The sequence below is a fragment of the Amycolatopsis sp. lyj-23 genome, assembly GCF_046549135.1.
In the GTDB taxonomy this organism is placed as follows: domain Bacteria; phylum Actinomycetota; class Actinomycetes; order Mycobacteriales; family Pseudonocardiaceae; genus Amycolatopsis.
The window spans coordinates 245,982-270,113 of the sequence record NZ_JAJPWN010000016.1; the positions used below are offsets into that span (position 1 = coordinate 245,982).

Sequence of the window (24,132 nt, forward strand, 5' to 3'; positions counted from 1 at the left end):
CGTGGGTCGGCTACCTTACGTGACAACTCAGTAACGACCTTAACGCTTGCGGTCTCTGACACGATGATCGGGAAGGGGCTTTGAGCGAACAAGGCAGGGGAGGGAGCGCCGATGTATCCGTCGCTGCTTGCGGACGAAACCAAGCGCGCGGTTACCGAGTATTTGTCGACGACATTCGCGCTGGCTGACGATGACGCGCGTGAGGCGCTCGAATCGTTCCTGTTGGCTCGCGAAACCGGTGTCTTCCGCGGGCCGTACTTGCGGGTCCGCACGCCGTTCCACCCCGTGCGGCGGGGGTGGCGTTCCCCCTTGGACTGGCTGCCCGAGGGCTTCGTTCCCTACCTCCACCAGGCGCGCGTATTCGAACGGTTGTCCACCCGGGGCACCCCGGCCGAGCCGACGATCGTCACCACCGGTACCGGTTCGGGAAAGACCGAATCCTTCCTGGTCCCCCTGCTCGACCATGCCGCGCGAGCCAAGGCCCGTAGCGAGAGTGGCATCAAGGCGATCCTGCTCTATCCGATGAACGCGTTGGTTTCCGATCAGGCCCGCCGCATCGCCGAACTGCTGCACGACGAGCCCCACCTGCGCGCGGTCACTGCGGGCGTGTACATCGGCGGAGAGGGACGGCACACCCAGCCGTCCCGGGACCATCTGGTGGATTCACGGCAGGTGTTACGCGAGAACCCGCCGGACATTCTGCTCACCAACTACAAGATGCTGGACCTGTTGCTGCTCCGGGCAGCGGACGCACCGCTGTGGTCGCAGTCGGCGACCAGCCTCCGGTTTCTCGTGCTGGACGAGTTCCACACCTACGACGGCGCACAGGGCACCGACGTGGCGATGCTCCTGCGGCGGCTCGGTGCCACGCTCAAGGTCGCCGAGCCCGGCCGGCCGCTGGGGCGCGTTACGCCGGTCGCCACCTCGGCCACGCTCGGTGGTACGGCGCGTTCAGCCGAGCTGCGTGCGTTCGCCCAGACGGTGTTCGGTGTCCCGTTCGAGCCGGAATCGGTGATCAGCGAGGACCGGCTGGAAGCCGCTGACGTGGTCTCCGACGTCGACTTTTCGTTGCCCATCCCGGACGTGCTGTCGGTGAAGGAACTGCCTGCCCCGGACGCCGCGCGGCCGGACTCCTGGCAGGCGCTGGCGCATGAATTCCTCGGTGGTGCGATACCCGATCGGCTGGGCCTCGGCCGCCGGCTGAGCCGCAGCTTCCTGACCAGGGCGGTGATCCAGGCGTTGTCGTCTGGGCCGCTGACCCTCCCGGAAGCTGTCGACGCGGTGACGAATTCGGGTGTGTTGCAGTGGGGCGTGGCCAGGCAGCAGTCACCCGAAGACGTCGAGCAGGCGCTGCTGCGATTCCTCGCGCTGATCTCGGCCGCCCGGGTCGACGCGGGTCCTCGGCGTACTCGGCCGTTGCTGAATCTCGAGGTGCAGCTCTGGGTACGCGAGCTCACCCGGATGCTGCGTGCGGTCGAGCGCACCCCTCGCTTCGCCTGGTGGCACGACGGGCCGTCCGAAGAGGAAGTCCGGTACCTGCCGGCAGCGTACTGCCGTGTCTGCGGGCGTTCCGGCTGGCAAACCGTAGCCACCGAGCTGGGCGAGGAACTGGAAGGATCGCCGGAGAAGATCTGGCGCGCCAGCATCGGCGAGCGCGCCCGGAGTCGCACGATCCTGCTGGCGAACGATGACGAGCCCGGCGCACGGCGTATCGACCCGCGCACGCTCGTCTACTGCCGCGACGGCGAGGACGGCCTGCCCGTGCTGGTGACGCCGGATGCCGAGGCGGCGAGCGCACAGCGTTGTCCGTCATGCGACACCGATGACGGAATCCGCTTCCTCGGCTCATCGGTCGCGACGCTGGTCAGCGTCGCCCTCACCCAGTTGTTCGGCTCGGATCTCGTTGCTCAGGAAGAGAAGAAGACGCTGGTCTTCACCGACTCCGTGCAGGACGCGGCGCACCGTGCGGCGTTCATCGAAGGCCGCGCGTTCCAGTTCAACCTGCGTTCGGCCGTCTTGCGTGCCGTCGGCCAGCAGCCTCGCAGCCTCCAGGAGGTGACGCGCAACCTCGCAGGAAGCAGTACGAAGGACCTCTACGCCATCGCGCCACCCGACTTCCCGCAGCGGCTCGGCCTGACCGGGGAATGGCTCGACCACGATCCCGGCGGAAAGCGGCGTTCCCTGCTGGGCACCCGGCTGACCTTCCAGGCTCAGCTCGAACTGGGCCTGCGCTCGCGTCTGGGCCGCACGCTCGAACTCACCGGCGCTCTCGCTGTCGACCACGACGTCGACCTGGATCGGCACGCTGAGTTTGCCCGTGCTGCGCATGAGAACCTGCCGGAACGCGGTATGCCGCTGCCCGGCGAGGACGCCTACCAGATTTGGATCTTCGGGCTGCTGGACCGGCTGCGCCGCCGTGGCGGCATCGCCCACCAGTGGTTGACCACCTACGTCGCCAGGGACGGCAAGCGCTGGCCTATCTGGGGCGGCAGCCCGCGCGGCATGCAGAAGTTCCCTCGGGGCCGGCCGGCCCCGAGGTTCTTCACCACGGCGGCGAAGACGGAGTTCGACAATATCCGCCCGCGCGGCGAATCGTGGCTGACCAGCTGGACCGAGCGCTGCCTCGGCGTGGGAACCGTGGAAGCCCGTACCTTGGTTGAACCGGTCGTGCGCCAGCTTTCCGAGGGCGAGGCACCGCCGTTGCTGCGGTACACGTCCGAGTCGGGTGCATCGGTGTTCGGTCTGGATCCCGCGCATATCCTGCTCATCCCGCTCTCCGACGCGGAACTCGAATCCGCGCACCTGCGTTGCCCGAAGTGCCACCACATCCAGCCGGTCCCGCCCGTAAGGGCCGAGTTGTGGCAGCAGGCACCATGTCCACGGATGCGCTGCTCCGGCCGCCTGGAGCCGTACGCAGTCCGGCGGGACAACTTCTATCGGACGCTTTACCAGTCCGGCAGGTTGCGGCACCTGGTGACGCACGAGCACACCGCGTTGCTCGACGATCAGACGCGTCAACAGGTTGAGCGCAGGTTCGCCAAGGGTGACTCGCCTATCGATCCCAACGTGCTCACCTGCACGCCGACCCTCGAACTGGGTATCGACATCGGCGACCTTTCGATGGTCGGGCTGGCCTCGCTGCCGCGTAGCCCGGCCAACTACCTCCAGCGTGTCGGCCGGGCCGGGCGTTCCACCGGAAACGCCCTGGTGCTCGCGACCGTGCCGAGCAGCCCCCGCGATCTCTACTACCTGTCCGAGCCGAAATACCTCATCGACGGCGAGGTCACACCGCCGGCTGCCTATCTTGCGGCAACCGAGCTCCTGTGTCGACAGTACCTCGCGTTCTGCTTGGACCGAGTGGCCACTGGCGAAATCACGCTGAACCGGGACATGCCCAGGTTGCTCGGTCCGCTCTTCGAGCAGGGGTTGGCCGAGGGAACTTGGGTCCGGCAGTTCGTGGACCTGGTCACGGGCAACGCAGACGAGATGGCTCGGCAGTTCCTTGATCTTTACGGTAGCCACCTTGACGAATCCGCCAAGAACGCTGTTCGTCAGTTCGCTGGGAAAGGCATGCGGGACGCCCTTGCCCGGGCGGTCGCCGAATGGACCGCGCACCGCAATGAGTTGCAGCGGCGAGTGGGAGAGCTGACCCAATCCATCGGCGACCTGGACAAACAGGGGCATCTTGACGACTCGCAGAAGGAGGACCGCCGACGCTGGGCCGGTGAGTTGAAGGCAATGCTGGCGATGTTGCATGACAGCTCGAACCGCAATGCCCTTACCGGGCTCGGCGAGCTGTCGCTGCTGCCCAACTACAACCTGCGCGACGACTACACTGAACTGGATGTCTCGCTGTGGTGGACCACGGACGACGAGGGCGACAAGAACCTACAAGCCAGCGAGCACACTTACGCGCGGGGCAGCCGGACAGCACTCACCGAGTTCGCCCCCGGTGCCGTGTTCTACGCCCGGGGTTACCGCGTGGAGATCGACGCACTGGAAATCGGGCCATCGGGCCAGCCACACTGGCGGCGGCGACGGCTGTGCCCGGAATGTGGCTGGGGCACCGAATCCGTTGAGTCCGCGCCGGCGTCCTGCCCGCGCTGCGGGGACACCTCGGTAGCGGACGCCGGAGCGGTACACAAGGTGCTGGAGCTGCGGCGGGTGTCCGCCGTGCACCGGCGTGACGACGCGCTGATCGAGGACGAGGCCGAAGAACGCACCCGGACGAGATTCACCACGGTAACCGGCGTTGACGTGGAGCCCGAACACGTCGAGCGTGCCTGGCAGCTGGCCGGCCGCGCATTCGGTGCCGAATACGTCCGGCAGGCCACGATCCGCACGATCAACGTCGGGCGGAGTGACCGTCCTGGTCCTGACACGGCAATCGCGGGCGAGCGGGGATCGGCTCCGCGCTTCCCCACCTGCACCTACTGCGGTGTCGTCCGGCAGGGGCCGGAGGACAAGGTACGGCACCGGGGCTGGTGCTCCACCCGGCGCGGGACCCCGGCCCAATGGGAAGATCTGCTGCTTTCGCACGAGATCACCACACAAGCCGTGCGCCTGTTGCTGCCGGTCTCCACTTTCCATGTCAACGTACGCCTGACCTCGCTCAAAACCGCGTTGCTGCTCGGCTTGCGGCGTGACTTCGGGGGCGACCCGCAGCATCTCGACGTCGTCACCGCCCGGATGCCCGATGAACACCGGCGCACACGTCAGTTCCTGGTGCTGCATGACACGGTTCCCGGCGGCACCGGGTACCTCGACCGGTTCGGGGATCCCGATCGAATGCGCCGCATTCTGCAGCAGGCACACGATGTGCTGGCCGCCTGCCCTTGTCAGTTCGAAGGCCGTACGGCGTGCCACCGCTGTTTGCTGGGCGTCGCGTCGACTGCCGAAGTCGAGCACGCGAACCGGCGTGTCGCGCTCGATATGCTGACCGACCTGCTTGCGGACTGGAACGTGTCGGACATCGGCACTGTCACCAGCATCGACATCTCCTCGGTGCAGCTGTCCGAGCTCGAGCTGCGGTTCCGCGAGCAACTCAAGCGGGCCGTTGACGGCTACAGCGGCCAGTCGTGGTCTGGTGCGATCGGCAACAAGGGCGAGGAACTGGACATCCGCCTGCTCGGACCGGAAGGTGCGCCGCGGCGCTGGACACTCCGGCCACTCGTCACGGTGAAGGCCGGCACAGTCACGACCGAGCCGGATTTCGTGCTCACTCGTCAGGACGCGCAAGACGCACCCGTGGCGATTTACCTGGACGGCAAGGCGTACCACGCCTCGGCCGAAACCGATCGAACCGCGGACGACGCGCGTAAGCGAGCGGCCCTGCGCGATGATGGCTATCGAGTCTGGTCGTTGACCTGGGAGGACGTTGAGGATTTCGCGCGGATTCTGGATGGGTACGAGAGTAGGCAGACCGACCTGGTTGATGTCACGGTGCGCAATACTGCTCGTGTTGCCGTGGTCGATCGCAGGGCGCCGCTGCTGTGGGGCAACTCCATGGCTGCGTTGATGGCGTACCTCCAGGCGCCGGGAGATGCGGTGTGGTCCGACACGGCTGTGCAAACCTGCCTCGGCCTGATGGGCGCACCCCGGCACGTCACGGCACCGCCGGCGCTACTCCCACCCGACAAGCTTGCCGATGCGCTGGCATCGTGGACCGCCGGAGGCTCGGTCTCAAGTCAGGGAGGCACGGTCGTGCTCGCCTCGTGCGCAGGCTTGGCAGGGCTGCCGATCGCGCTTCTTGGCAGCTCGGAGGGAGACGGCACTGACAGCGTCGGTGTTGTTGCCGTGCTGGACGATCGACCCAGCGAAGTAGGTGGTCCTGCACACGACAAGCAATGGCGAGAATGGCTTCGGTGGTCGAACCTTCTGCAGTTCTTGCGGCTTACCAGGTACAGCCACACGATGCCCCTGCGCTTGGGTGAGTGCTGGACCCGGCGATCCCTTGATGTGTTCCGCGGCCGTACGATTCCGCTGGCCGCGAAGAGAGTGGAAGCGCAGCCAATCAAAGTCGACGTGAGCTACCCCGAGCTGAGGTACCCCGGTTGGGAGATCGTGATCAAGTACACGGATCATCGCCTGGCGCCTGTCGCTGAACGGCTCGCCGCGATCGGTGTTCCCGACCCGGAGGCGGGCGGGGAGGTCGGGGATGCGGAACTGTGGCAGGTCGAATACTGCTGGCCAGGTGAGCGGCTTGCGGTCGTCGTCGACAGCGACGCCCACCGGGATGAGTGGCTGACGGACAACGGTTGGCGAGCATTCGCTTACGCTGGGCCGGAGGACGAGGAGGAGCTGGTGCACAAGGTCGCCGCGGCTTTCGGAAAGCAGGCCCGATGAGCGTACGTGTCGTCGTATCAGATCTCTTCAGCCGTAGCTATAACGAACTAGACGGTTCGGTCAAGAACCGCGTGCTTGACTTCGTTGTCAAGCTTCAAGAACGGCCAGATATGCCAGGCCTCGACCTGAAAATTCCAGAGGGCGTCACCGACAATCGCATCAAGACAGCCCGGGTAACCGAGTTCTGGCGAGCTATTCTCATCGAACTCCCGAACTCCCATGGGTATGTCCTGGTCGGAGTGAAGCCACATGACGATGCGTACAAGTTCGCCGGCAGCCTCCGGTTCGGCGTCAACGAGGTAACCGGCGCTCTCGAAGTGGTGGACGAGGCGGCGCTTGGCGAGGCGGTTACGCGCGCTGCCGCTGCTCAACCAGCTGAGGGTGTTCCAACACCGGTACTGAAGGGGGTGCGCCCACGAGACCTGCACCCATTCGGGATCGCGGAGGACATCGCTGAACAGCTGGTGGTGATCACCGATGAGGATCAGTTGCTAGCTGTAGCGGCGGAGTTGCCAGGAATCCAGGGCAATGCGGTGCTCGATCTGGCTGCCGGACGCAGCGCTGATGACGTATGGGCCGACCTCATCGCAGAAGAAGAGCGGGAGATTGATACCAGCGACGTGCTGGAAGCGCTGAACCGACCCCTGTCTCGCTTGACCTTCACCGCAGGCGAGGGCGCAGAAGAGCTTCGAGCCGTTCTTCAGGGCGACTTCAAGGCCTGGCGCGTATGGCTACATCCGCTGCAGCGCAAGCTTGCTTATCACGATGGATGGCGCGGGCCGTTCCGAGTCACCGGCGGTGCCGGGACCGGCAAGACGGTGACCGCGATCCATCGCGCTCGTCACTTGGCTAACCGTCTCGAACGGGAAGGTGGTGAGGCGAAAGTACTTTTCACGACTTTTACCAAGAACTTAGCGCAGAACATCGAATCCCAGCTCAAGGAACTTGCCGGTCCTGAGGTACTGCAGCGGGTCGAGGTTCGAAACATCGACGCACTCGCGCAGCGGATCCTCGCTGCAGGCAATGATTCCGGTGTACGGCCGCGGCTTCGGAGCGATACGGATCCTGTGGTTAGGGAGGCGTGGGAAGCAGCCCGAACACACGCGTCGGAGGAGTGGGACGTCGCCTTCCTGCGAGCAGAATGGGTGGATGTCGTGCTCGCGCAAGGAATCGACGAACAAGCCGGATATCTGCGCGCTTCGCGAAGCGGGCGAGGTCGCCGTGTCTCGCGTCCGCAGCGGGCCGACTTGTGGGGTATTTTCGAACGTTTCACTCAATTGCTGAACGTGCAAGAGATGATGACGTTCACGCAGGCCGCGGCACGCGCCGCAACGATGGCGAGCCAGCTGGGTGGCGGCGACAGCGATCTCACTGAAAGTGGGGTGCGTCGAGCGGGGATTTCCCTTTATCGATACGCGATTATCGACGAAGCGCAGGATTTGCATCCAGCTCATTGGCGCTTGCTGCGGGCGCTGGTTCCGGCTGACGTCGACGATATTTTCATTGTGGGAGACGCCCACCAGCGCATTTACGGAAGGCCGCTTGTCTTGTCCCGGTACGGCGTCGAAACGAGGGGTCGATCGCGACGGCTGACGGTGAACTACCGGACGTCCAGGCAAATTCTCGATTGGTCGACACGGATTGCCTACGCGCAGACTGTCGACGACCTTGAAGGACAGAACGACTCGCTGGCTGGCGCGCGTTCCGAGTTCGGTGGTCCGGAACCGGAGGCTTGTGGTTTCGCCAGTGCTCCGGCCGAGCGAGCTGCGCTGGCCGAAAAGCTTCGGTCGTGGTCGGAGTCGGATATCCCCTGGTCGCAGATGGCAGTGGTGGCGCGCGCTAGGGCACAAGTTGATGAGCTCGATGAGGCGCTGTCTGGCGTCGGCGTGCCCGTTGCCAAGGTGGAAGCGAACACTGACGAGAACTCGCTCGGTGATGTCGTGCGTGTCATGACAATGCACCGCGCTAAGGGCTTGGAGTATCGCGCAGTCGCCGTGGCGGGTGCCGGCAAGAGGGAGCTGCCGCCGTGGGGTGTGCGGCGGCTCGAAGGCGAGGAGCGAGACGCGGCGTGGGCGCGGGAGAGGAGCTTGCTGTATGTGTCCGGTTCGCGCGCGCGCGAGCGGCTCTATGTCTCGTGGGTGGGGGAACCGTCGGAACTGCTGGGTGAGGACGGGCAGCAGGTTCTCACGAGCACAGCTGGTTAGCCGAGGCGCGCATCGCGTGCGCTTGCCTCCGGCGAATGGATTGGCTGAGTGCCCCCGGCAGGATTCGAACCTGCGACACCCGCTTTAGGAGAGTGGGTGACGGCGCGGTCCAAGGCCTCTACCAGCCACTATGTCCTCACGGTTCGCTCGTGTGACCCCAGAAACCACACGGTTAGACGCGGCTTCGGGTCACGAAATGGGTCACGCGGAGCCGTTCAAAGTGTGGCATACGCCACATGTTGCCGGCGTGTCGGCGGCGGTGCATCGTTGGAGAAAGGATGCGTGGGGCACATCGTTGCATGACGCTGGCCGGCAGGCTTCGAGTCAGTGTCGGGCTGAGGCGGTGTTGCTCGTCGGCAACCCCGCGTGTCGCCGATCGACGAACTTCTGCGATGACTCGAGATCAGTGTGATGTCCAGCGTGACGCCGGCCGCCTGCGACGAAGTCGCAACTTCGATCTCTCCGGGCTGGTTGCTCCCGGGGACTGCCGGGGGCAGCCGACTGCTTTATGGAGGCGAGATGGCAAGGCGTCGGTGTTGGGTTCGACGAGGTCTGAGTTAGTTGCCTCGAGGCCAGGTTGACGAGTTGATGTTTCTGGCGGATGCTGAAGTTAATGGTGCCGATGTGGGCGGTCACTTGGACCGTCGGTGCCGGCCTCCCCTTTACCACGTAGCGCGCGGAGGTCCGTGATGTCCGAGTCTGATGTGAGTGTGCCGCGTTTCCTTACGGTTGGCCAAGCGGCAAAGTTGCTCGGGGTTTCTGCGATGACAATCTATCGCGCTGTGGATGAAGGTGGCTTTCCGGCAGTTCGAACCCGAGGTCGCATCTCGATCCCCGCTAAGGCAATCGACGCGATGGAGGAAGTTGCTGTATCGGAAATGCGCGCTGTCGACTCCAGCGAGTTCACGTTGCCGATAAGGAACGGCGTCGGTGGTGGCAGTAGGTAAAGGCTCGACTGTGGGCTGCTCATCGTCGACTTCAGCGATCTTGACTCTCAGGCTGTGGTTCATGGCGAATTGGCGTCTGTCGCGCTGATGCTGTGACCACAGCCTGAGGGGGTCCGCTTGGCCGAGGCTGGGGGTGTACGGAGTGGGGGAAGTTAATTCTGTGTTGGGATTTCCGGTTGCACTTTCGGTCAACATGAATGCGTCGCAGTCTGTCTCGCCTCCGGTGTACTTGTGCACGCGTTTGAGGATGCCCAGTTCGAGAGCGGCATCTCGTGCGCGCCGAACAGTCTTCGGATCGAGGTTCGCGCGCTCAGCCCAGTGCCGAATCGAGATCGATCCCCGCGTCGTGAGGACGGCGTGCGCGAATGCGTCGAGAGCTGCCCGCAAGCTACTGATCCGTACGCCAGCGATCGTGCCGGTGCGTGCCGCCGAGCCGGCTTCGCGCGCCAGCCGCCCGTCCACGGCCGCCTTAAGCGCGGCACGGATGTGTCGTAGCTGGCGAGGTGACGGTTCGTTCTGATGGTTGGCGGCTTGAGGTGGTCCCAGGCGTCGTCGTCGCGGCCTAGGTTCGGCCGCCTCGCGAACTGCGGGTAGCCAGCGGTTGCGGCGCCAGGCGTCTTGCCCGACGTGGGCGGCTTGCGTCGGGGACGCTTGGTGGAAGAGGTCCCACGCCTGCTGCTCGGTGAGGCCGCGTTCGGCGGCGGCGATCGTGGTGGCGGGTGCCCAGAACCAGCGTCGCCAGGCTTGCTGTCCGATCTCGCGGGCTTTGGTGCCGGCGAGGTTGGCGAATGCCCAGGCGTGCGCTGTGGTGTGGCCGGCGCGGGCGAGTGCGAGGGCGTGGCCGTACTCGCGTTCGGACCTGCTGACGTTTGAATTGCCGCGGCGATGCGTTGGTCGTATTACCCGCGGGGCCGTGGACGTGACGAGCTCTGGCACGTCGCTTGTCCTCAGCGTGCAGCTCAGGATCGGGCTGGGCAGCCGGTGTCGGTGTGGTGAGGAGGTGAGCCGGAGGGTTGACCGGACGGTGGCGGAGACGTTGTGCCTGGTGGCGACCGCGTAGACGACGCGCTGCAGTTCTTGACGCAGGCATGGCGGTGTCTTGATGACGAGGTGGGTGTGTCCTGGGCGGCCGGAAGCGCGCCGGAGGCAAGGCAGGCCGTAGCGGTCGGCCCACAGGAGTAGCTGTTCGGCGACGGCCTCGCCCGCGTCGGCATGTGCGCCGGTGTCTTCGGGGTCGATGTCGATGGCAAGGAGGGGCGGGCGGAGGGTGCCCACGATCGCGCGGGCCGCGTCGTCGGTGGTGAGGATCGTAGCGGCGTCGTCGAGGCGACGGGTGATCGTGTGTGCGTGATTGTCTGCGTCGATGACGATGAAGGGGGCGCCGAAGACGGCTTGGTCGAGGCGCGACGGCAGGTAGGTGTCTGGCATCGGGAGTCCTCCGGAGCTCGGCGTGGCGGGCCCGTGGGTTATCGCGGCGCGTCGGCCGGGATACGCCAGGGCCAGCGCAGAGGTGGGGCGAGGACACTCAGGCCGGATGGCGTGGCGTCGATGCGGAGGATCGCGGCGGTCCAGGTCATGCCGATGCCGATGCCGAGCAGGGCGACGTGGTCGCCGGGAGCCACGGCGCCGCGGGTCAGGAGGTGGGTGAGGCCGATGATCTGGTCGTTGGGGCCGATGTGGCCCCATTGGTCGCCGGCGTGGCAGAGGGTGCGGTCGGCGGTGATGCCGAGCGGTTGCAGGCAGTGGGTGTCGAGCAGGTGCCGTCCGTAGTGCGGCAGCAGTACCCAGCGGATCTGGTCGAGATCGAGGTCGGCGTCTCTGAGCGCTTCGTCGATGACGGCGCGGACACCGTCCTGATTGCGGCGGGCGACCGAGGCCGCGCCGACGGCGTCGGTGTATTGGCGTTTGCGTTCTCGTATTCGCTCGATGCCGAGTTCGGTGCTGCCGGCGGGGGCGAAGCGGTGGTTGCCGCGGTGGAGTTGTTCGAGGGTGGGGTCGGTGTAGGAGCTGGTGGCGAGGATGTGGGCGAGGCCGGGGTGGCGGCCGAGGATGAGGGCGGAGCCGCCGTCGCCGTAGGCGATGCCGTGGTCGGCGGTGAGGTGGTCGAAGGCGGGTGGGCCGAAGGTTTCGCCGCCGGTGAGCAGGACGGTGTCGAGGTCGGGGCTGCCGGCGAGGACGCGGGCGGAGATGTCGATGCCGCCGACGAGGCTGTTGCTCATGGCGTTGAGCTCGGTGGCGATGCCGCGGCCGGCGGGCAGGCCGAGGCGGGAGCGGACGTAGGCGGCGCGGGACCAGAAGTCGATGCCGCGGCTGCCGCGCCAGATCGCGGCGTGGAAGTGCAAGTCGGGGACGGGCAGCGGGCCGGTCGTGGTGATGGCCATGCTGGCGAGGGCGTTGCGGCCGGCGCGGACGGCCAGGTCCATGCCGGTGCTGCCGCGGGCGATCGACACGGCGCGCTGGCTGGTGGCGTCACGCAGGGTTCGGGCTGACTCGAGGTCGTCGACAGCCACGATTTCGCCAAGTGCGGCGCCGACACCGCGGAGATGCAGATTTTTCCAGCGCATCGTCAGCACCGCTCAATCCGGGAAGCGCGTGCGGCTTCGGCCGTGACATCGGCGATGACGGCGTCGACCGAGCCGTAGTAGGCCCGGAGGTGATGAGTTGTGATTCCGGCGCAGGCGGCGATTTCGTCGAGCGTGACCGGTCCGCCGGGCGGCGGCTGGTCGAGCAGGTCGCGGGCGGTGTCGGTGATCCAGGTGCGCATGGGGTCTCCCCGGTCGAGCGGTGGTGTGGCACGCCAGGTATCGGGGAGGTGCCGGGCTTGTCCGGTAGGTGGCGTGGGCGCTGGGACGGCCTTTGACGGGCCGAGGTGGGCTACGGGCGGCGGACGCGGCCGCTACGGCGGGTAAGCAGGGCTTTGTGATGGGCGCGGCGCAAGTCGGGGATCTGGTCACGAGCGGCGCGGTCGAGTTCGGGCATGCGGTGCACGTCGGTGTTGAAGCCGGGGTCGGTGCGGAAGACCAGGGCGAGGACGGAGGCGTTGTTGCTGAGGTTGACTACCGCGTAGGGCAGGGTCGCGGGGATGTAGATGATGTCTCCGGCACGGGGGTGGAAGGGCTGCATGGCGTTGCCGGAGAGGACGGCGACGTGGCCGCTGATGATCGCGATCGCGGTTTCGGTGGTGTCGTGCCGTTGTGGCGCGAGGGTGGTAGCGCCGGGCAGGTGCATCCGGCCGCCCGACAACGCGCGGGCGGGCACAATCCCGGTGCGCAAGATCGGGGTGAGCGTCTCGTCTTCGTCCGCCAGCTGGCCGGCCGCGGACGGTACCGGCGTGGTCGTAGTGTCCATCTCGGCAGTCCTCTCGGTGGATTCAGCGGGCCGGGGTGTCGGTGGTGTGGTGGGCGAGTTCGCAGGCGAGTGCAGCGTTGGCGACCGCGTCGGGGACGAGCCGGCGGCCGTGGCCGCACGCGGCGGCGACCGCGAGCACTGGCCGGTCCAGTTCGGTCTCGACCAGCCCGAGTGCGCTGCGGGACTCCTTGGGGTGGGTTTCGTCGACGAGGCCGGCGATGACGTCGATGTCGCGGCGCAGGTGCCGCAGCGCCCGGTAGAACCGCAGATCCGTCGACGGGGCCTGGGTGCCGGTGCACATCGGGATGTGCGCAGGAGGCATCGAGATCCGCAGCCGCTGCAGCTGCTTGTGCAGCGAGTTGAGGAACTGCACGGCTGGCACGAGGTGGGTGAGAGGGAACAGAGGTTGGTGGCCGAGGTCGCCGTGGCAGAGGTGGATCCGCCACGTTGCCTCGCGCGGTCCGTCGGCGAAGATGCGGGCGACTTGCTTGGCCAGCGCCCGTACGGCGGCGGGCCATAGTGGCCGTGGTGTGCGGTCCAGCGTTGCGAGGACGGCGGGGGTTTCGAGCTGGAAGACGACCTGGCTGCCGTGCTGGCGGTGGATGGTGTGGACGTCGTCGAGCACGGCCTGGCGGAACACCGGTAGGTGCGTGACCGCGGCACTCGGGCTGCCGAAGGTGAACAGTGCCAGGTCGTACGGGTTCGGGATCGACACCTGGTGTGGTGGGAGGTCGAGGTCGTCGTGTAGCTGGGCGCGGGCGGCCATGACGGCGTCGGTGTGCGCGGCGCGGCCGAGGGACAGATCCTCGGATTCGAGCCAGCGCCTGTCCTTGAGTCGATATGTCGGCATGTCGTCGTAGTCGGCAGACGCGCCGGTGCGGTTGGGTTCGAGGGCGTCGACGGCGGCGAGGCCGTCGAGCCAGTCGATGATCCATCGCGGGTCCGGGTCGCACGGAAGTCCGGTCAGCGACGTGTCGGGCGTGTGGTCGAGGAACCACTGCATCGTGGCTCGGTGGTCTCCGGTCAGGGCGGCGGGCAATGAGCCGACGAAGTGCACGGCCCGGACGTCCTCGGAGGAGTCGGTGTCGAGGTAGTCGTTGCTGGGGTGGCTGAACACGAGCGTGGACATGGAGATCTCCCCTGATGGGCGAGTCGGACGGGGTGGTTGTGCGGGCGTGGGGAGGGCCGCCGGCGGGGACGTGGGAGCGGGGGTGCGCGGGCCCGCGTGAGGGCTGAGGTGGGGGTGCGGGCCCGCGCGGCTTGGTGGTGGTCAGCCGGTGACGGCGACGTGGCCGGGTTTGGGCTGCGGCTTGGGTGCGGTCCGGTCACCGGGGTTGTCGCCCTGCTGGTGCCGCTGGCCAGGCGCGCCTGGCCGCGACGTCCCCGGAGCCCCGGGCTTGTGCGTCGGAGCGGGGCGGGTGCCGGTTGGCGGGTTGCCCTTCGGCGGGGTGCTCGTCGGCGGCGGCGTTCCGGTGCCGCAGCTGACCGTCGCCACGGTCACGGTGATCGCCGTCCCTGCGGTTGGCTTGTTCGGTGCGCTGGACTCGTTCGTGCGGGTGGGGGCGGTGCTGGTGGTGACGGTGATGACCCCGGCGGTGCCGTGGCCGCCCGGTGAGACCTTCAGGTTGCCGGTGCCGCTCTTGGGGGCGCTGGTGGTGATCGAGCCGTTGCGGCAGGTCGCGACGAACGGCCCGACCGTGGTTCCGCCGACCCGTACCGACGCGACGCGGGCTTCGGCGAATCCGGCGCCCGCTTGAAGGCTGATTCCGCTGGCCACGACCGCGCCGCTCGGGGTGGAGACCGAGCCGCCGGCGGATTTGATCGCGCCACTGCTGGACACGCTCGGACTGGCCGAGAGATGTTCGCCGCCGGAGACGGAGATCCCGGTCGCCGTCGACGTCGCAGCGGCAGCGGCGAGGGCAGGCGGCGCTGCGGTCGCCGGGGTGCAGCTGGAAGCGAGTGTGGTGAGGGTGCCGATGAGCAGTGCGCCGGCTCCGGCGGCAGCGAGTGCGTTGCGAGTGGTGTTCATGGCTGTTCTCTCCGGAAGTGTTGATGTGGGTGGGTTAGCGGATGAGGACTGGGGTGCCGATGGGCATCGGATGGATGGGGTTGGTGAAGGTGGCGAGGGCGTCGGCGGGGACGCGGATGCAGCCGTCGCTGGAGGGGCGGCCGAACACGTCGGTGGTGGGCCAGCCGTGGATGCCGGTGGTGCCGGGGCCGCCGCCGTAGGTGGTGAAGGTCGTGGAGTGGATCCCGAGCGGGAAGATGACCGGGCTAAATTTCTGCTTCGAGTCGGTCATCGAGGCGAGGACGAACGTCCGCCCGGTCGGGGTCGGTGTCGCGGCAGTGCCGACGCCGACGCTCCAGATGCCGATCTGCTGGTGGTCGCGGTAGAGCGTGAGCCGGAACGCGGCCCGGTCGATGACGATCCGGTCGGTCGTCGACCGACTGTCGAGGGTGTTGTCCTGGGTGGAGAGCCAGCCGGTGGAGCCGTTGGGCCGCGACGGCAGCAGCACCTGTACCCAGCCCGGTTCCTCGGCGATCACCGGCACCCACGTGTCGGATCCCAGCTGCGTGGTCGGCAGGACCGCGATGGCTTCCCCGCCCGGCTGGCCGAAGACCGGCACCGGCTCGGTCGGATGCACGACCTGTCCGTCCGGTGCCTCGTCGACTGTCGCATCCTGCGGGGCGGCCGGAATGGTGCCGAAGGTGCTGGCTTCGGGCAACCTGGTCAGATTCGGAATCGCCCGGGCCGCGACGACCGGGGCGTGCAGTTCGACTCCCAGCTCCACCGGATCAGTGCCGCGCGCGGTGCGGGGCGCGGTCGGTGACGGTGGGAGCAGCACACCGGCGGTGCCGACCATCGCGATCCCCGCCACCCAGAGCGCGAGCACCCGCCACCGGTTCTGCGCCGGCTGTGGCATCTCGGACATGAAACGGTCCTTCCTCACGGTCGATGAAGTGCGTGGCAGGCCCGCCCACCGTCGAGCGGGCCTGCCACGAAGAGGTTGTGGCTACTGGGAAAGTGCGCCGATGAACCCGTCGGCGGGTGTGCCGAGGCCGGTGACGTTGTCCCAGCCGGGCCCGCTTTGCAGGTTCTGCGGTCGGGAGTCGAAGTTGATCAGGTAGCTGCCCTGCCCGCCGGGGACCGCGACGCCGCCGAAGGCGTGCATCATCGGCGTCCACACGCCGGCCTGCTGGGGAGTGACGTCGGCTATCGCACTGGATCCGCGGAGGCTGTAGAGGATGGGGGTGAGCAGCCCGGCGCGGGCATTGCCGGAGCGGGCCTGCTGGGCGTCGGCGACGAGCCCGGCGATCAGCGGTGAGGCCAGCGAGGTGCCGCCGTATGAGCCGATTCCGAACTGGCCCTTGATTGTCTGACCGACCAGCATTCCGGTGTAGGAGTCAGCCAGCGCCGCGATGTCCGGCACCGCCCGCTTCCCGCCGCTGCCGGGGACGACGCCGGCCTGCCAGTCCGGCGCATCGTAGAGCGCGGAGGTGCCGCCGCCGGCGCCAGAGGCGAACGGACCGTCCGCGTCCCGCTGCGGCGCCCACGAATTTCCGGATTGGGTGTTACCGCTGTTCTCCCACCCGGTCAGCACTTTCGGCTGGTTGTTCTGGTCCAGTCCGACGCTGGTCCCGCCGACAGCGACGACCCACGGGCTGGAGGAGGGGAAGCTGGCGGTCGGGTGGCCGACGGGGCCGGAGTTGTTGCCGGCGTCGCCGGTGGACACGGTGATGGTCTGGCCCTGGATTGCCGCCTGCAGCGCCATGCTGTTGAACTGGTCTCGGGCGGTCTGCGGCAGGGAGTTCTCGCCGTCGGCGTTGCCGTAGCTGTTGCTGATCACGTCGACGGCGTTGTCAGTGACGGCTTGGTTGAACGCGTCGTAGATCCCGGTGCCCTTGCAGGTCTTCCCGGCGTAGTAGCGGATTTTCGCGGCCGGGGCGATGGTGTGCGAGGCCTGCACGTCCAGGGTCTGCTCGGCGTTCCAGCCCTCGGCTCCGCATTCGGTCGCGTCGGTGAACCCGCCCTGCGGCAGGACCGCGCTGTACTGGCCGTCGGTCAGGGGCGGGACGCCGAGCTGGGCGGCGGCCTGGTTGGTGTCGGCCACGACGGTGTCGGAGTTGTAGGCGCCGACGACGCCGATGGTCGTTCCGGCGCCGGTGTTTCCGTTGCTCAGCTTGTACATCGCGCGGACCTGGGTGCCGGTGTAGCCGCAGAGGGCGTTGGACTGGGACCCGGCCGGGTACTTCTGCGGGACGTCGGTGTTGTTCTGCTCGCCCCACCAGCGCGCGCAGTGCTGTTCGGCCGCGGCCGCGTTCGGGCGGGTGTGCTGGGGCTTGAGCAGGGCGGCGCTGTCGTCCAGGCCGAGCACAGCGGTGATCGAGGCACGCAGCGAGGCCGGCACGGTGACCGGCGACGCCGGGGCCGTGAGCGTCCGGGTGACACCGTCGATGCGAGCGCGGAACGCGGCGATCCTCGTCCCGAACGCGGTTTCCAGGGCCGCGGTGGGGGCTTCGGCATCGACGAAGTGCCGGTTGCCGCTGACCCCGGTCACATGCAGGCCCTGCTTGGCCAGCCACTGCGACACCTGGTCGACGGTCTCCTGGGCGGGAGCGAACCGGTCGAGGAACTGTTGCGAGGAGAGGAACTTGCCGTGCTCGGCGCTGCCCGGCGTCGCCAGTTGCGCGGCGAGGCGTTCGGCACCGGCTTGGTCGCGCAGCGCGAGGGCGACCTGGATGTGCCGGACGGTGTTTTCGTTGGTGCGGGCGACTTCGGTGCTCGGGGTGGCCCAGGCCGGGGTGCTCCCGGCGATCGGCGTGCGGTCACCAGTGTCGCCGACGGGGGTGCCGGGGGCAGCGACGGCGGTGGCTACGGTGGAGGCGAGTAGGGCCGCGGTCGCGGCGAGGGCATGCCAAAGACGGCTGTGCATCGAGGTTTCTCCTTGTATGAAAAGGGAAATCCATCCAGCGCTGCGTCGTGTGATCGACGGGCGTGCTGAAGGGCGTGCCTCGTGCCGCAGCCAGGGTGACGCGAAGAGGGGCTGAGCGGAGACTTCGGATGGTGTGGACCGGCCGCGTGGGCCTGGTCAACGCGAAGGTCGCTGCGCGACCGGTGAGAACGAAGTGCGGAGAAGGGTCGGCGGGAGGGTGCGACAAAGGCGGTCCGCGTGCCGTCCGGGCGTGAAATGCTGTCGATGGTCTGAGCACGAGTAAGTCCCAACGTGGGTGGCCGATCGTGCCAAGTTCACGCCTCCCCCGGCGTGGAACACGATCCGCCTTGCTGAGACGAACAATAACCCTATCTCGACAAAAGTCAACGTGTGTTGCTCAATGTCGGCGTTTCGTCGGTCTGTTGAGTGGTCCTTGCGGCGAATCATTACGAAAAGTGTCGATCTGAGCGCTCTCGGTGAGCCGTGCTGCATAGCTGTTTCGGTCGGACAGTCGAAATGCCTATCGACTACGCAGTGTAGTCATGGCGGCGCCATCTGTTTGTTGACGATTAACCCGATCGAGTGTTCCCTTGGTTAATGTTTGAGGGCCGCGGTGTTACCCGTGGTACGAAACATGACGCGGAGCGCGGTACACCCTGGGTGAACGCGGCGCTCGCCGACGAGGGGGCGATGCGGGCATCGGCAAAAGCCCGTGACGAGCAGGGACGGCACGAGGAGGGGTGATGTCGGTGTCGCACACCGCGGCCGGGCGCAGCAGGGGCGTCAATGGTGGAACGCGCTGGCGACATGGCGCGTAGGCCATCGCCGAGTGTCGGTATACCGGGTGCGGTGTATCCGACGACGCTCGTCGGTCAATCACACAAGGTAGTCGAGGTTGGGGACTATATCGACCAGGGCGACCGTCTGGTGATGCTGACGGGCAGTGGTGGAGTAGGGAAGACGCGACTGGCCGGGGAGGTCTTTCGGCGGCGACGCGATGCCTATGACGCAGGCGCCTTCGTTCGGCTTGCAGAAATGAGGGGCGAAGCCGGAGAAGAAGCGGCCGTCGAGCGAATCTGCAACTTGCTGCTTGCAGATTTGCGCGTCGCCAATCACCAGCCTGACGCCCGGCCGCTGGATGTGCTGCTTGGGTTCCTGCGCGACCACAGGGTCCTGGTCGTGTTGGACAACTGCGAACAGCTGCTCGAGCCCATCCAAGGACTCGTAGACCTGCTGATCAGCCAGGCGCCGCGGCTGCAGATCATCGCGACCAGCCGCGCCTGGCTGCAGATCCACGGCGGGCGCACCGTGCACCTGAGTCCCCTCCAGATCCCGGAGGAGAACGCCGGCCGCATCGAGGCCGAAGAGTGCGACGCGGTGAAGCTGCTGGCTGACCGCGCCGCCTTGGTCGGACGGCCGCTGACCCCCGAGGATGACTGGTCGGCCATCGTCGGTCTGGTCCGCTGGTCCGACGGGATTCCGCTCATCCTGGAACTCGTGGCGGCCCAGCTGAGTACCGGACGCTCGCCGGCGGTGGTGTTCAAACGGCTGGAAGGCGGATCGTCACTGCGCTACGCGCCGGGCACCCGCGGAGTTCAGGTTCATCACCTGGCCCTGGACGTGGCGATCGGTGAATCCTGGAGCCTGTGCAGTGAGGTGCAGCAGCGGGTGTGGGCCCGGCTGACGGTGTTCGCCGACGGCTTCACCCTCGAGGCAGCAGAGCAGGTCTGCGCCGACGCCGCCGTCGACCGCGGCGAGATCCTGCCGACGCTGGACTACCTGGTTCAGCACTCGATCATCGAAGGCGCGTCGGCGGACGGCCGCTATCGGCAGCACAACTACCTGCGCGAGTACGGCCGCCGGCGCCTGCGGCACTTCGGCGACCAGGAGGCGATCGAGGAACGCCACTGCGCATGGGTCGCGCAGTTGGTGCGCGACGCGGCTGAACGCTGGTTCGGCCCGGACGAGATGTGCTGGCTGAACGGGGTCAACGCCGAGTCCGGCAACATCACCGCGGCCGTGACCTGGTGTGCGGAGCGCAGGCAGGTGCAGCGTGGGCTGACGATCATGGTCGACCTGCTGCGCACCCGCGCGCCGTACTTCTTCGCCACCGAAATCCCCGTCTGCCGCCAGGTCGAAAAGCTTCTGCAGGCCGACGCTGCGGAGCCTTCGCCGGTGCGAGTCTCGGCGCTGGCGATGGTCGGCTGGATCTGGATCGCACTCGGAACCCGCGACCGCGGCAAAGCCCACCGCGACGAATGCCTCAACCTCGCCCGGAAGATCGGCATGGAGAACGCGCCCGCGGTGCAGTTCATCGACGGCACCTACGACGCCGTGGCCCTGGGGCAACGCAGCGGCTACGCCAAGCTGGAAGCGGCCCGGGAAGGCTTCCGCGCAGCCGGCGCCGACGGCTCGGCATACATGGCAGGGCTGTTCCACGCCTTTACCGCCGGGTTGCACGGCCCGGTCGAGGAGGCCGACCGCATGTCGCAGTGGTGCCTCGAGCAGGCCCATGCGCGCGGTGCGGAATGGGCGATCACCTGGGCGGAATGGACCCGCGGCCTGCCCGAGGGATCGCAGCCGCACGCCAGTGCCCGCAACGCGCTGCGGGCGCAGGTGAAACTCGGCGACCTGTGGGGACCTGCGTGGGGCGTGGAAGAGGAAGCCCGCAAACGCGTGCTGGCCGGCGACCTTGTCGGCGGCGCCCACCTGTATGGCGGCTCGGACAGCCTGCAAGCCCGCCACGGCGTCCGGTTCAACGGCCTGCCCGGATGGCGACACCACCGCGACATCGCGATCGACACGATCATCGCCGGCATCGGCGAAGAGGCATTCGAAAAAGCCCGCTTGACCGGTGGCCGGTGGCGGGACGACCGGATCGTGGCGTTCGCGCTCGGCGACACCGACCCCACGACGCCGTCGCTGAGCGAGCGGCAGTGGCAGATCACCCGCATGGTCAGCGAAGGGAAGTCGAACCCGGATATCGGCGCTGCCCTGCACAATTCGGCGCGGACGATCGAGGGCGAGTTGACGAAGATCTACCGGCTGTTGAACCTACGGGGACGCACGGAGCTCGCCGATTGGTATCGCACGCACGTCGCGGCTAGCGACGGCTCCACTGCACCGGCAGCTCCGCCACACCGCGCATGACCCCGAACGTGCACCGCACGGTGGCGTCGGGCTGAAGGCGGAAATCGGGGAGCGCGCGCAGCAGTTCCTCCAGCATGACTCGCAGTTCGGCCCGGGCCAGGTGCCGGCCGAGGCAGCGATGCTCGCCGGCGCCCCAGCCCAGATGCGGTGTCCGGGTGCGCTCGCGGTCGAGCCGAAAGACCTCGCCGTCGTCGAAGCGGCGTTCGTCGCGGTTGGCGCTGCCCCAGGTCAGCAGCAGCCGATCCCCGGCTGAGAGCGGTACCCCGCCGAGCTGGGTGTCACTGGTGACGGTCCGGCCGGTCGCCGCGACGGTCGGCTCGTAGCGAACCAGCTCCTCGACGAACTGCCCCAGCAGCGCCGTGTCGCCGGCGACACGCTCCCGGAGCACGGGGTCTTCCAGAAGCTGCAGGACCGCGGTGGCGCAGGCGTCGGCGGTGGTCAGGTGCCCGGCCGCGACCATCAGCATCGTCATCTTGACCAGCTCGTCCTCAGTTGCGGCCTGACCGTCGACCTCGGCGGTGACCATGCAGGAGAGCAGGTCATCGCCGGGGTAGGCACGGTGTTCGCGGATGTGTCCGAGCAGGAAGTCCGCGTACACCCGGCCGATCTGCTGAGCCTCGGTCAAGGTCTCTGCGCCGTAGAAGGCGCGCACATGCTCCGACAGCCACGCCCGCTCCAGCTCCGAAAGCCCGAGCATCCGCCCGATCACCAGCGGCGGCACCTGCTGGGTATAGCCACCGACGAGGTCCGCCGCCCCGCGGGGAATCAGCTCCTGCAGCGTCTCCCGGCAGATCGCCCGCACGTACTGCTCCTGGGCCGCCGCGGCCGCCGGGTTGAAGAAGTCCATCAGTGCACGCCGCCACTGATGATGATGCTCGTCGTCGGTCTCGAACATCGGCGCCACCGCCTCCCGCATCTCGGTGACCACCGCCGCCGCGCCCAACCCGTCGACGTAGGCACTGAACCGGTCCGGGGCGTGCGCGGCCTCGCGGACCTCGTCGTAGCCGGTGACCAGAACGAACCCCTCCAGCTCACCGCTGCGCGCGACCGGACACCCCCGGCGAATGGTCCCGAGCGTCTCGTAAGCCATCGCGGCAACCGCGGGATCAAGATGGTTGAACCCCCATGCCAACGTCGCCGGATCACTGTCAGTCTCGCGCGTCGGCGCGTCCCCCGAATTCAGCACCATGCCTTCTGACTAGTCGGCCAGAGACGACGGAATCAACCCTCCACCACGCAAGAATGCGGTCCGTTCGGGAAACATGCGGGCCCGCATCGACCCCGCAAACACCGCAAACACCCCCGCATGACCCCCGCAAACCAACGTTGCGGGATCCGGCGGGCGTCTGCGGGCGTCCAAGGAGTACTGCGTCCGTCAATATGGCCGCAACGCTCTGACCTGCTTCGACGAAGATCGTCAGTGCTGAGCGTGACCAACGGGAGCCGGCGGGAATCGGCTGGATTCGACCAACATTCAGGGGGCACTGTGGGGACCACACGATACGATGACCAGGAGCTCATCCGGCACTGCGACAGCATCATCGCGACGCTGCCCATCCAATACCCATTCGAGCTGCGCGCCTTTCTCGACGCCCTCGGCGAACAACGAGAAACAGCCGTTGTTCTGGGCCGCATGCCGACCGGGAGAGGCGGGGCCAGCGGGCTGCTGGTGCGCGCGCGGACGCAATGCTGGCTCGGGATCGCGGCCGCCGCCGTCCCCGCGCACGTCGCCCACATCGCCTACCACGAGATCGGGCACTGGCTGCTCGGCCACCCCGGCGACTACGTCTGCGGCCGCCGCTCCTGCCCCGACGACCGTTGCGAGGTTGAAGCCGAGCAGTTCGCCTACCGGCTGCGGGCGCACATCCGGGCCGGGATGACACGCCACCGCGACCGGCTGCCACCCGGGCGGACAGCGCTGCGGGCGGCGTTCGGATCCCGCCGGCACCTGTGCGCCGATGCCTGACGCGGTCTCCCTGCTCTGGTACAGCGCCGCGGCCGCGGGTGTGACCGAATCGGTCCGGAAGGCGCTGGTCAACCGCGGGTTCGGCTATACCCTCAGCCGCCACTTCCTGACCGCAGGCATCGCGTGCATGGCCTTGTCGCTGGCGGCAGGGGACCCGATGACGCTGAACTGGGCCGATCAGCTGACCGGCCTGCACAACGTGGCGATCGTGGTGCACCACGTGCTGGCCATGGTGGCGATGGTCTTCACCGCGGGGTTCCTGCACACCCTTGGACAGCTGCGTCTGCCCATGCCGGCGGTGGTGACGATTTTCGGGGTCTGCGCCGCGGCGATGGTCAGCCTGTATGTGCTGGCCGGGGCGCACACGTCCTTCTTCGGGGCGCCTCGGAACCCGACGTGGCCTTCGCAGCTCTACACCGCGATCTACCTGACCTACATGGTCGGATGGCTCGCGGCGCTGCTGCTCGGGCTGACCGTGGTCGCGATGGGAGAGGTGGCCGGGGTCCGCGGCGGGGTCACCCTGGCCCAGTTGGGGGTGGCGGTGTCGCTGGTCGGGCTGTCCTGGCGGCTCGGCGTCGTCCTGCGCCTGCTGCTCGACCCGCATCATCCGCCCCGCGGCACCCACTTCGCGGTGTTCACCGACGGTGTCGGACTGCTGCTGTTCGCCGCCGGCTCGGTGTTCGCCGCCGTGACCCGCAGGGCGTTCGACCGGCGCGACCGGCGCCGCACACAACGCCAGGAGGCCGCGATCGAACGTCTGTGGCGGCGCACGCGGATCCTGCTCATCCATCGCCGTCAGCCGCCGTTGACCCCGACCCAGCAGATAGTCGAGATCGAGGACGCTCTGCTCATCGTGGATCAGCTGATCGATTGCACGACGCGGTCCGCGATACGCCACAATCTGCGGGACCTCGAGCTGATGTACGAGATGGACATCGAGCCTATCGCGACCGCCGTCGAGATCGAGATCGCCATCGCCGCCATCGTCGCGCGGTTATCAAAACCCGCGGGACGCACTCAGGCCGATGCCGATGCCGATGCCGACGATGTCGATGCCGTCGATGTCGATGTTGATGCATGGTGGCCTGAAACCGAGCGGCTGCCCGTCGACGACGACAAGCGAGCCAGGTGGCTGGCTGCCACTGGTGCAGCACTGAGCGAGCGTCGCGTACGGCGCTTGGCGAAGAAGCTCGGACCGAAGCAACCCCGCCGAGGTAGAGCGTGACGGCGGCCTTGTC

14 protein-coding genes are annotated in these 24,132 nt (G+C 67.6%); 6 read left to right on the forward strand and 8 right to left on the reverse strand.

All coding sequences use genetic code 11. From position 1 onward, the window contains the following. Positions 1-111 precede the first annotated feature (111 nt). The 3 genes from ACLJPY_RS35635 to ACLJPY_RS35645 all read left to right on the forward strand — a co-directional run bounded on the left by ACLJPY_RS35635 (position 112) and on the right by ACLJPY_RS35645 (position 9,496). Positions 112-6,345, forward strand: coding sequence for a DEAD/DEAH box helicase (locus tag ACLJPY_RS35635; protein WP_410595380.1), 6,234 nt, complete (start codon positions 112-114; stop codon positions 6,343-6,345). Further along, positions 6,342-8,549, forward strand: coding sequence for a UvrD-helicase domain-containing protein (locus tag ACLJPY_RS35640; RefSeq protein WP_410595381.1), 2,208 nt, complete (start codon positions 6,342-6,344; stop codon positions 8,547-8,549). Before ACLJPY_RS35635 ends, ACLJPY_RS35640 begins: the two co-directional genes overlap by 4 nt. Before the next feature lie 764 nt (positions 8,550-9,313). Then, positions 9,314-9,496: a hypothetical protein gene (locus ACLJPY_RS35645; protein ID WP_410595414.1), complete on the forward strand. Its 183-nt coding sequence runs from the start codon at positions 9,314-9,316 to the stop codon at positions 9,494-9,496. Positions 9,497-10,962: 1,466 nt separating this feature from the next. On the opposite strand, the gene ACLJPY_RS35650 is transcribed toward ACLJPY_RS35645, so the two are convergent. The 7 genes from ACLJPY_RS35650 to ACLJPY_RS35680 form a co-directional block, all read right to left on the reverse strand. Then, complete coding sequence (locus ACLJPY_RS35650; protein ID WP_410595382.1) at positions 10,963-12,006, reverse strand: 3-oxoacyl-[acyl-carrier-protein] synthase III C-terminal domain-containing protein; 1,044 nt, start codon at positions 12,004-12,006, stop codon at positions 10,963-10,965. A gap of 56 nt (positions 12,007-12,062) precedes the next feature. Continuing rightward, positions 12,063-12,260: a hypothetical protein gene (locus ACLJPY_RS35655; protein ID WP_410595383.1), complete on the reverse strand. Its 198-nt coding sequence runs from the start codon at positions 12,258-12,260 to the stop codon at positions 12,063-12,065. A 110-nt stretch (positions 12,261-12,370) separates the two neighbouring features. Next, positions 12,371-12,844: a cupin domain-containing protein gene (locus ACLJPY_RS35660; protein WP_410595384.1), complete on the reverse strand. Its 474-nt coding sequence runs from the start codon at positions 12,842-12,844 to the stop codon at positions 12,371-12,373. Between the two features lie 22 nt (positions 12,845-12,866). Beyond that, positions 12,867-13,973, reverse strand: a complete 1,107-nt coding sequence (locus tag ACLJPY_RS35665) for a hypothetical protein (RefSeq protein WP_410595385.1) — start codon at positions 13,971-13,973, stop codon at positions 12,867-12,869. Positions 13,974-14,114: 141 nt separating this feature from the next. Continuing rightward, complete coding sequence (locus ACLJPY_RS35670) at positions 14,115-14,873, reverse strand: hypothetical protein (protein WP_410595386.1); 759 nt, start codon at positions 14,871-14,873, stop codon at positions 14,115-14,117. Positions 14,874-14,907: 34 nt separating this feature from the next. After that, positions 14,908-15,777, reverse strand: a complete 870-nt coding sequence (locus ACLJPY_RS35675; RefSeq protein WP_410595387.1) for a L,D-transpeptidase family protein — start codon at positions 15,775-15,777, stop codon at positions 14,908-14,910. A gap of 81 nt (positions 15,778-15,858) precedes the next feature. Next, positions 15,859-17,778, reverse strand: a complete 1,920-nt coding sequence (locus tag ACLJPY_RS35680) for a protease pro-enzyme activation domain-containing protein (protein ID WP_410595388.1) — start codon at positions 17,776-17,778, stop codon at positions 15,859-15,861. Between the two features lie 930 nt (positions 17,779-18,708). On the opposite strand from ACLJPY_RS35680, the gene ACLJPY_RS35685 reads away from it, so the two are divergent. Further along, positions 18,709-20,928 carry a helix-turn-helix transcriptional regulator gene (locus ACLJPY_RS35685; protein WP_410595415.1) on the forward strand — a complete coding sequence of 740 codons (2,220 nt, stop codon included), beginning with the start codon at positions 18,709-18,711 and terminating at the stop codon, positions 20,926-20,928. Here ACLJPY_RS35685 and ACLJPY_RS35690 read toward each other — a convergent pair. Next, positions 20,882-22,117 carry a cytochrome P450 gene (locus tag ACLJPY_RS35690; RefSeq protein ID WP_410595389.1) on the reverse strand — a complete coding sequence of 412 codons (1,236 nt, stop codon included), beginning with the start codon at positions 22,115-22,117 and terminating at the stop codon, positions 20,882-20,884. The two genes, ACLJPY_RS35685 and ACLJPY_RS35690, sit on opposite strands and share 47 nt — an antisense overlap. A gap of 444 nt (positions 22,118-22,561) precedes the next feature. On the opposite strand from ACLJPY_RS35690, the gene ACLJPY_RS35695 reads away from it, so the two are divergent. Next, positions 22,562-22,894, forward strand: a complete 333-nt coding sequence (locus ACLJPY_RS35695; protein ID WP_410595390.1) for an ImmA/IrrE family metallo-endopeptidase — start codon at positions 22,562-22,564, stop codon at positions 22,892-22,894. Further along, on the forward strand, positions 22,887-24,119 hold the full coding sequence (locus ACLJPY_RS35700; protein ID WP_410595391.1) for a hypothetical protein: 1,233 nt from the start codon (positions 22,887-22,889) through the stop codon (positions 24,117-24,119). Before ACLJPY_RS35695 ends, ACLJPY_RS35700 begins: the two co-directional genes overlap by 8 nt. Positions 24,120-24,132: the final 13 nt, after the last annotated feature.

What these genes read in the sequence shown, in the direction of transcription:
- ACLJPY_RS35635 (WP_410595380.1), top strand. Translation starts at nt 112, where the DNA reads ATGTATCCGTCGCTGCTTGCGGACGAAACCAAGCGCGCGGTTACCGAG.
- ACLJPY_RS35640 (WP_410595381.1), top strand. Translation starts at nt 6,342, where the DNA reads ATGAGCGTACGTGTCGTCGTATCAGATCTCTTCAGCCGTAGCTATAAC.
- ACLJPY_RS35695 (WP_410595390.1), top strand. Translation starts at nt 22,562, where the DNA reads ATGCCGACCGGGAGAGGCGGGGCCAGCGGGCTGCTGGTGCGCGCGCGG.
- ACLJPY_RS35675 (WP_410595387.1), bottom strand. Translation starts at nt 15,777, where the DNA reads ATGTCCGAGATGCCACAGCCGGCGCAGAACCGGTGGCGGGTGCTCGCG.
- ACLJPY_RS35655 (WP_410595383.1), bottom strand. Translation starts at nt 12,260, where the DNA reads ATGCGCACCTGGATCACCGACACCGCCCGCGACCTGCTCGACCAGCCG.
- ACLJPY_RS35645 (WP_410595414.1), top strand. Translation starts at nt 9,314, where the DNA reads ATGACAATCTATCGCGCTGTGGATGAAGGTGGCTTTCCGGCAGTTCGA.
- ACLJPY_RS35665 (WP_410595385.1), bottom strand. Translation starts at nt 13,973, where the DNA reads ATGTCCACGCTCGTGTTCAGCCACCCCAGCAACGACTACCTCGACACC.
- ACLJPY_RS35690 (WP_410595389.1), bottom strand. Translation starts at nt 22,117, where the DNA reads ATGGTGCTGAATTCGGGGGACGCGCCGACGCGCGAGACTGACAGTGAT.
- ACLJPY_RS35670 (WP_410595386.1), bottom strand. Translation starts at nt 14,873, where the DNA reads ATGAACACCACTCGCAACGCACTCGCTGCCGCCGGAGCCGGCGCACTG.
- ACLJPY_RS35700 (WP_410595391.1), top strand. Translation starts at nt 22,887, where the DNA reads ATGCCTGACGCGGTCTCCCTGCTCTGGTACAGCGCCGCGGCCGCGGGT.
- ACLJPY_RS35660 (WP_410595384.1), bottom strand. Translation starts at nt 12,844, where the DNA reads ATGGACACTACGACCACGCCGGTACCGTCCGCGGCCGGCCAGCTGGCG.
- ACLJPY_RS35680 (WP_410595388.1), bottom strand. Translation starts at nt 17,778, where the DNA reads ATGCACAGCCGTCTTTGGCATGCCCTCGCCGCGACCGCGGCCCTACTC.
- ACLJPY_RS35685 (WP_410595415.1), top strand. Translation starts at nt 18,709, where the DNA reads ATGCTGACGGGCAGTGGTGGAGTAGGGAAGACGCGACTGGCCGGGGAG.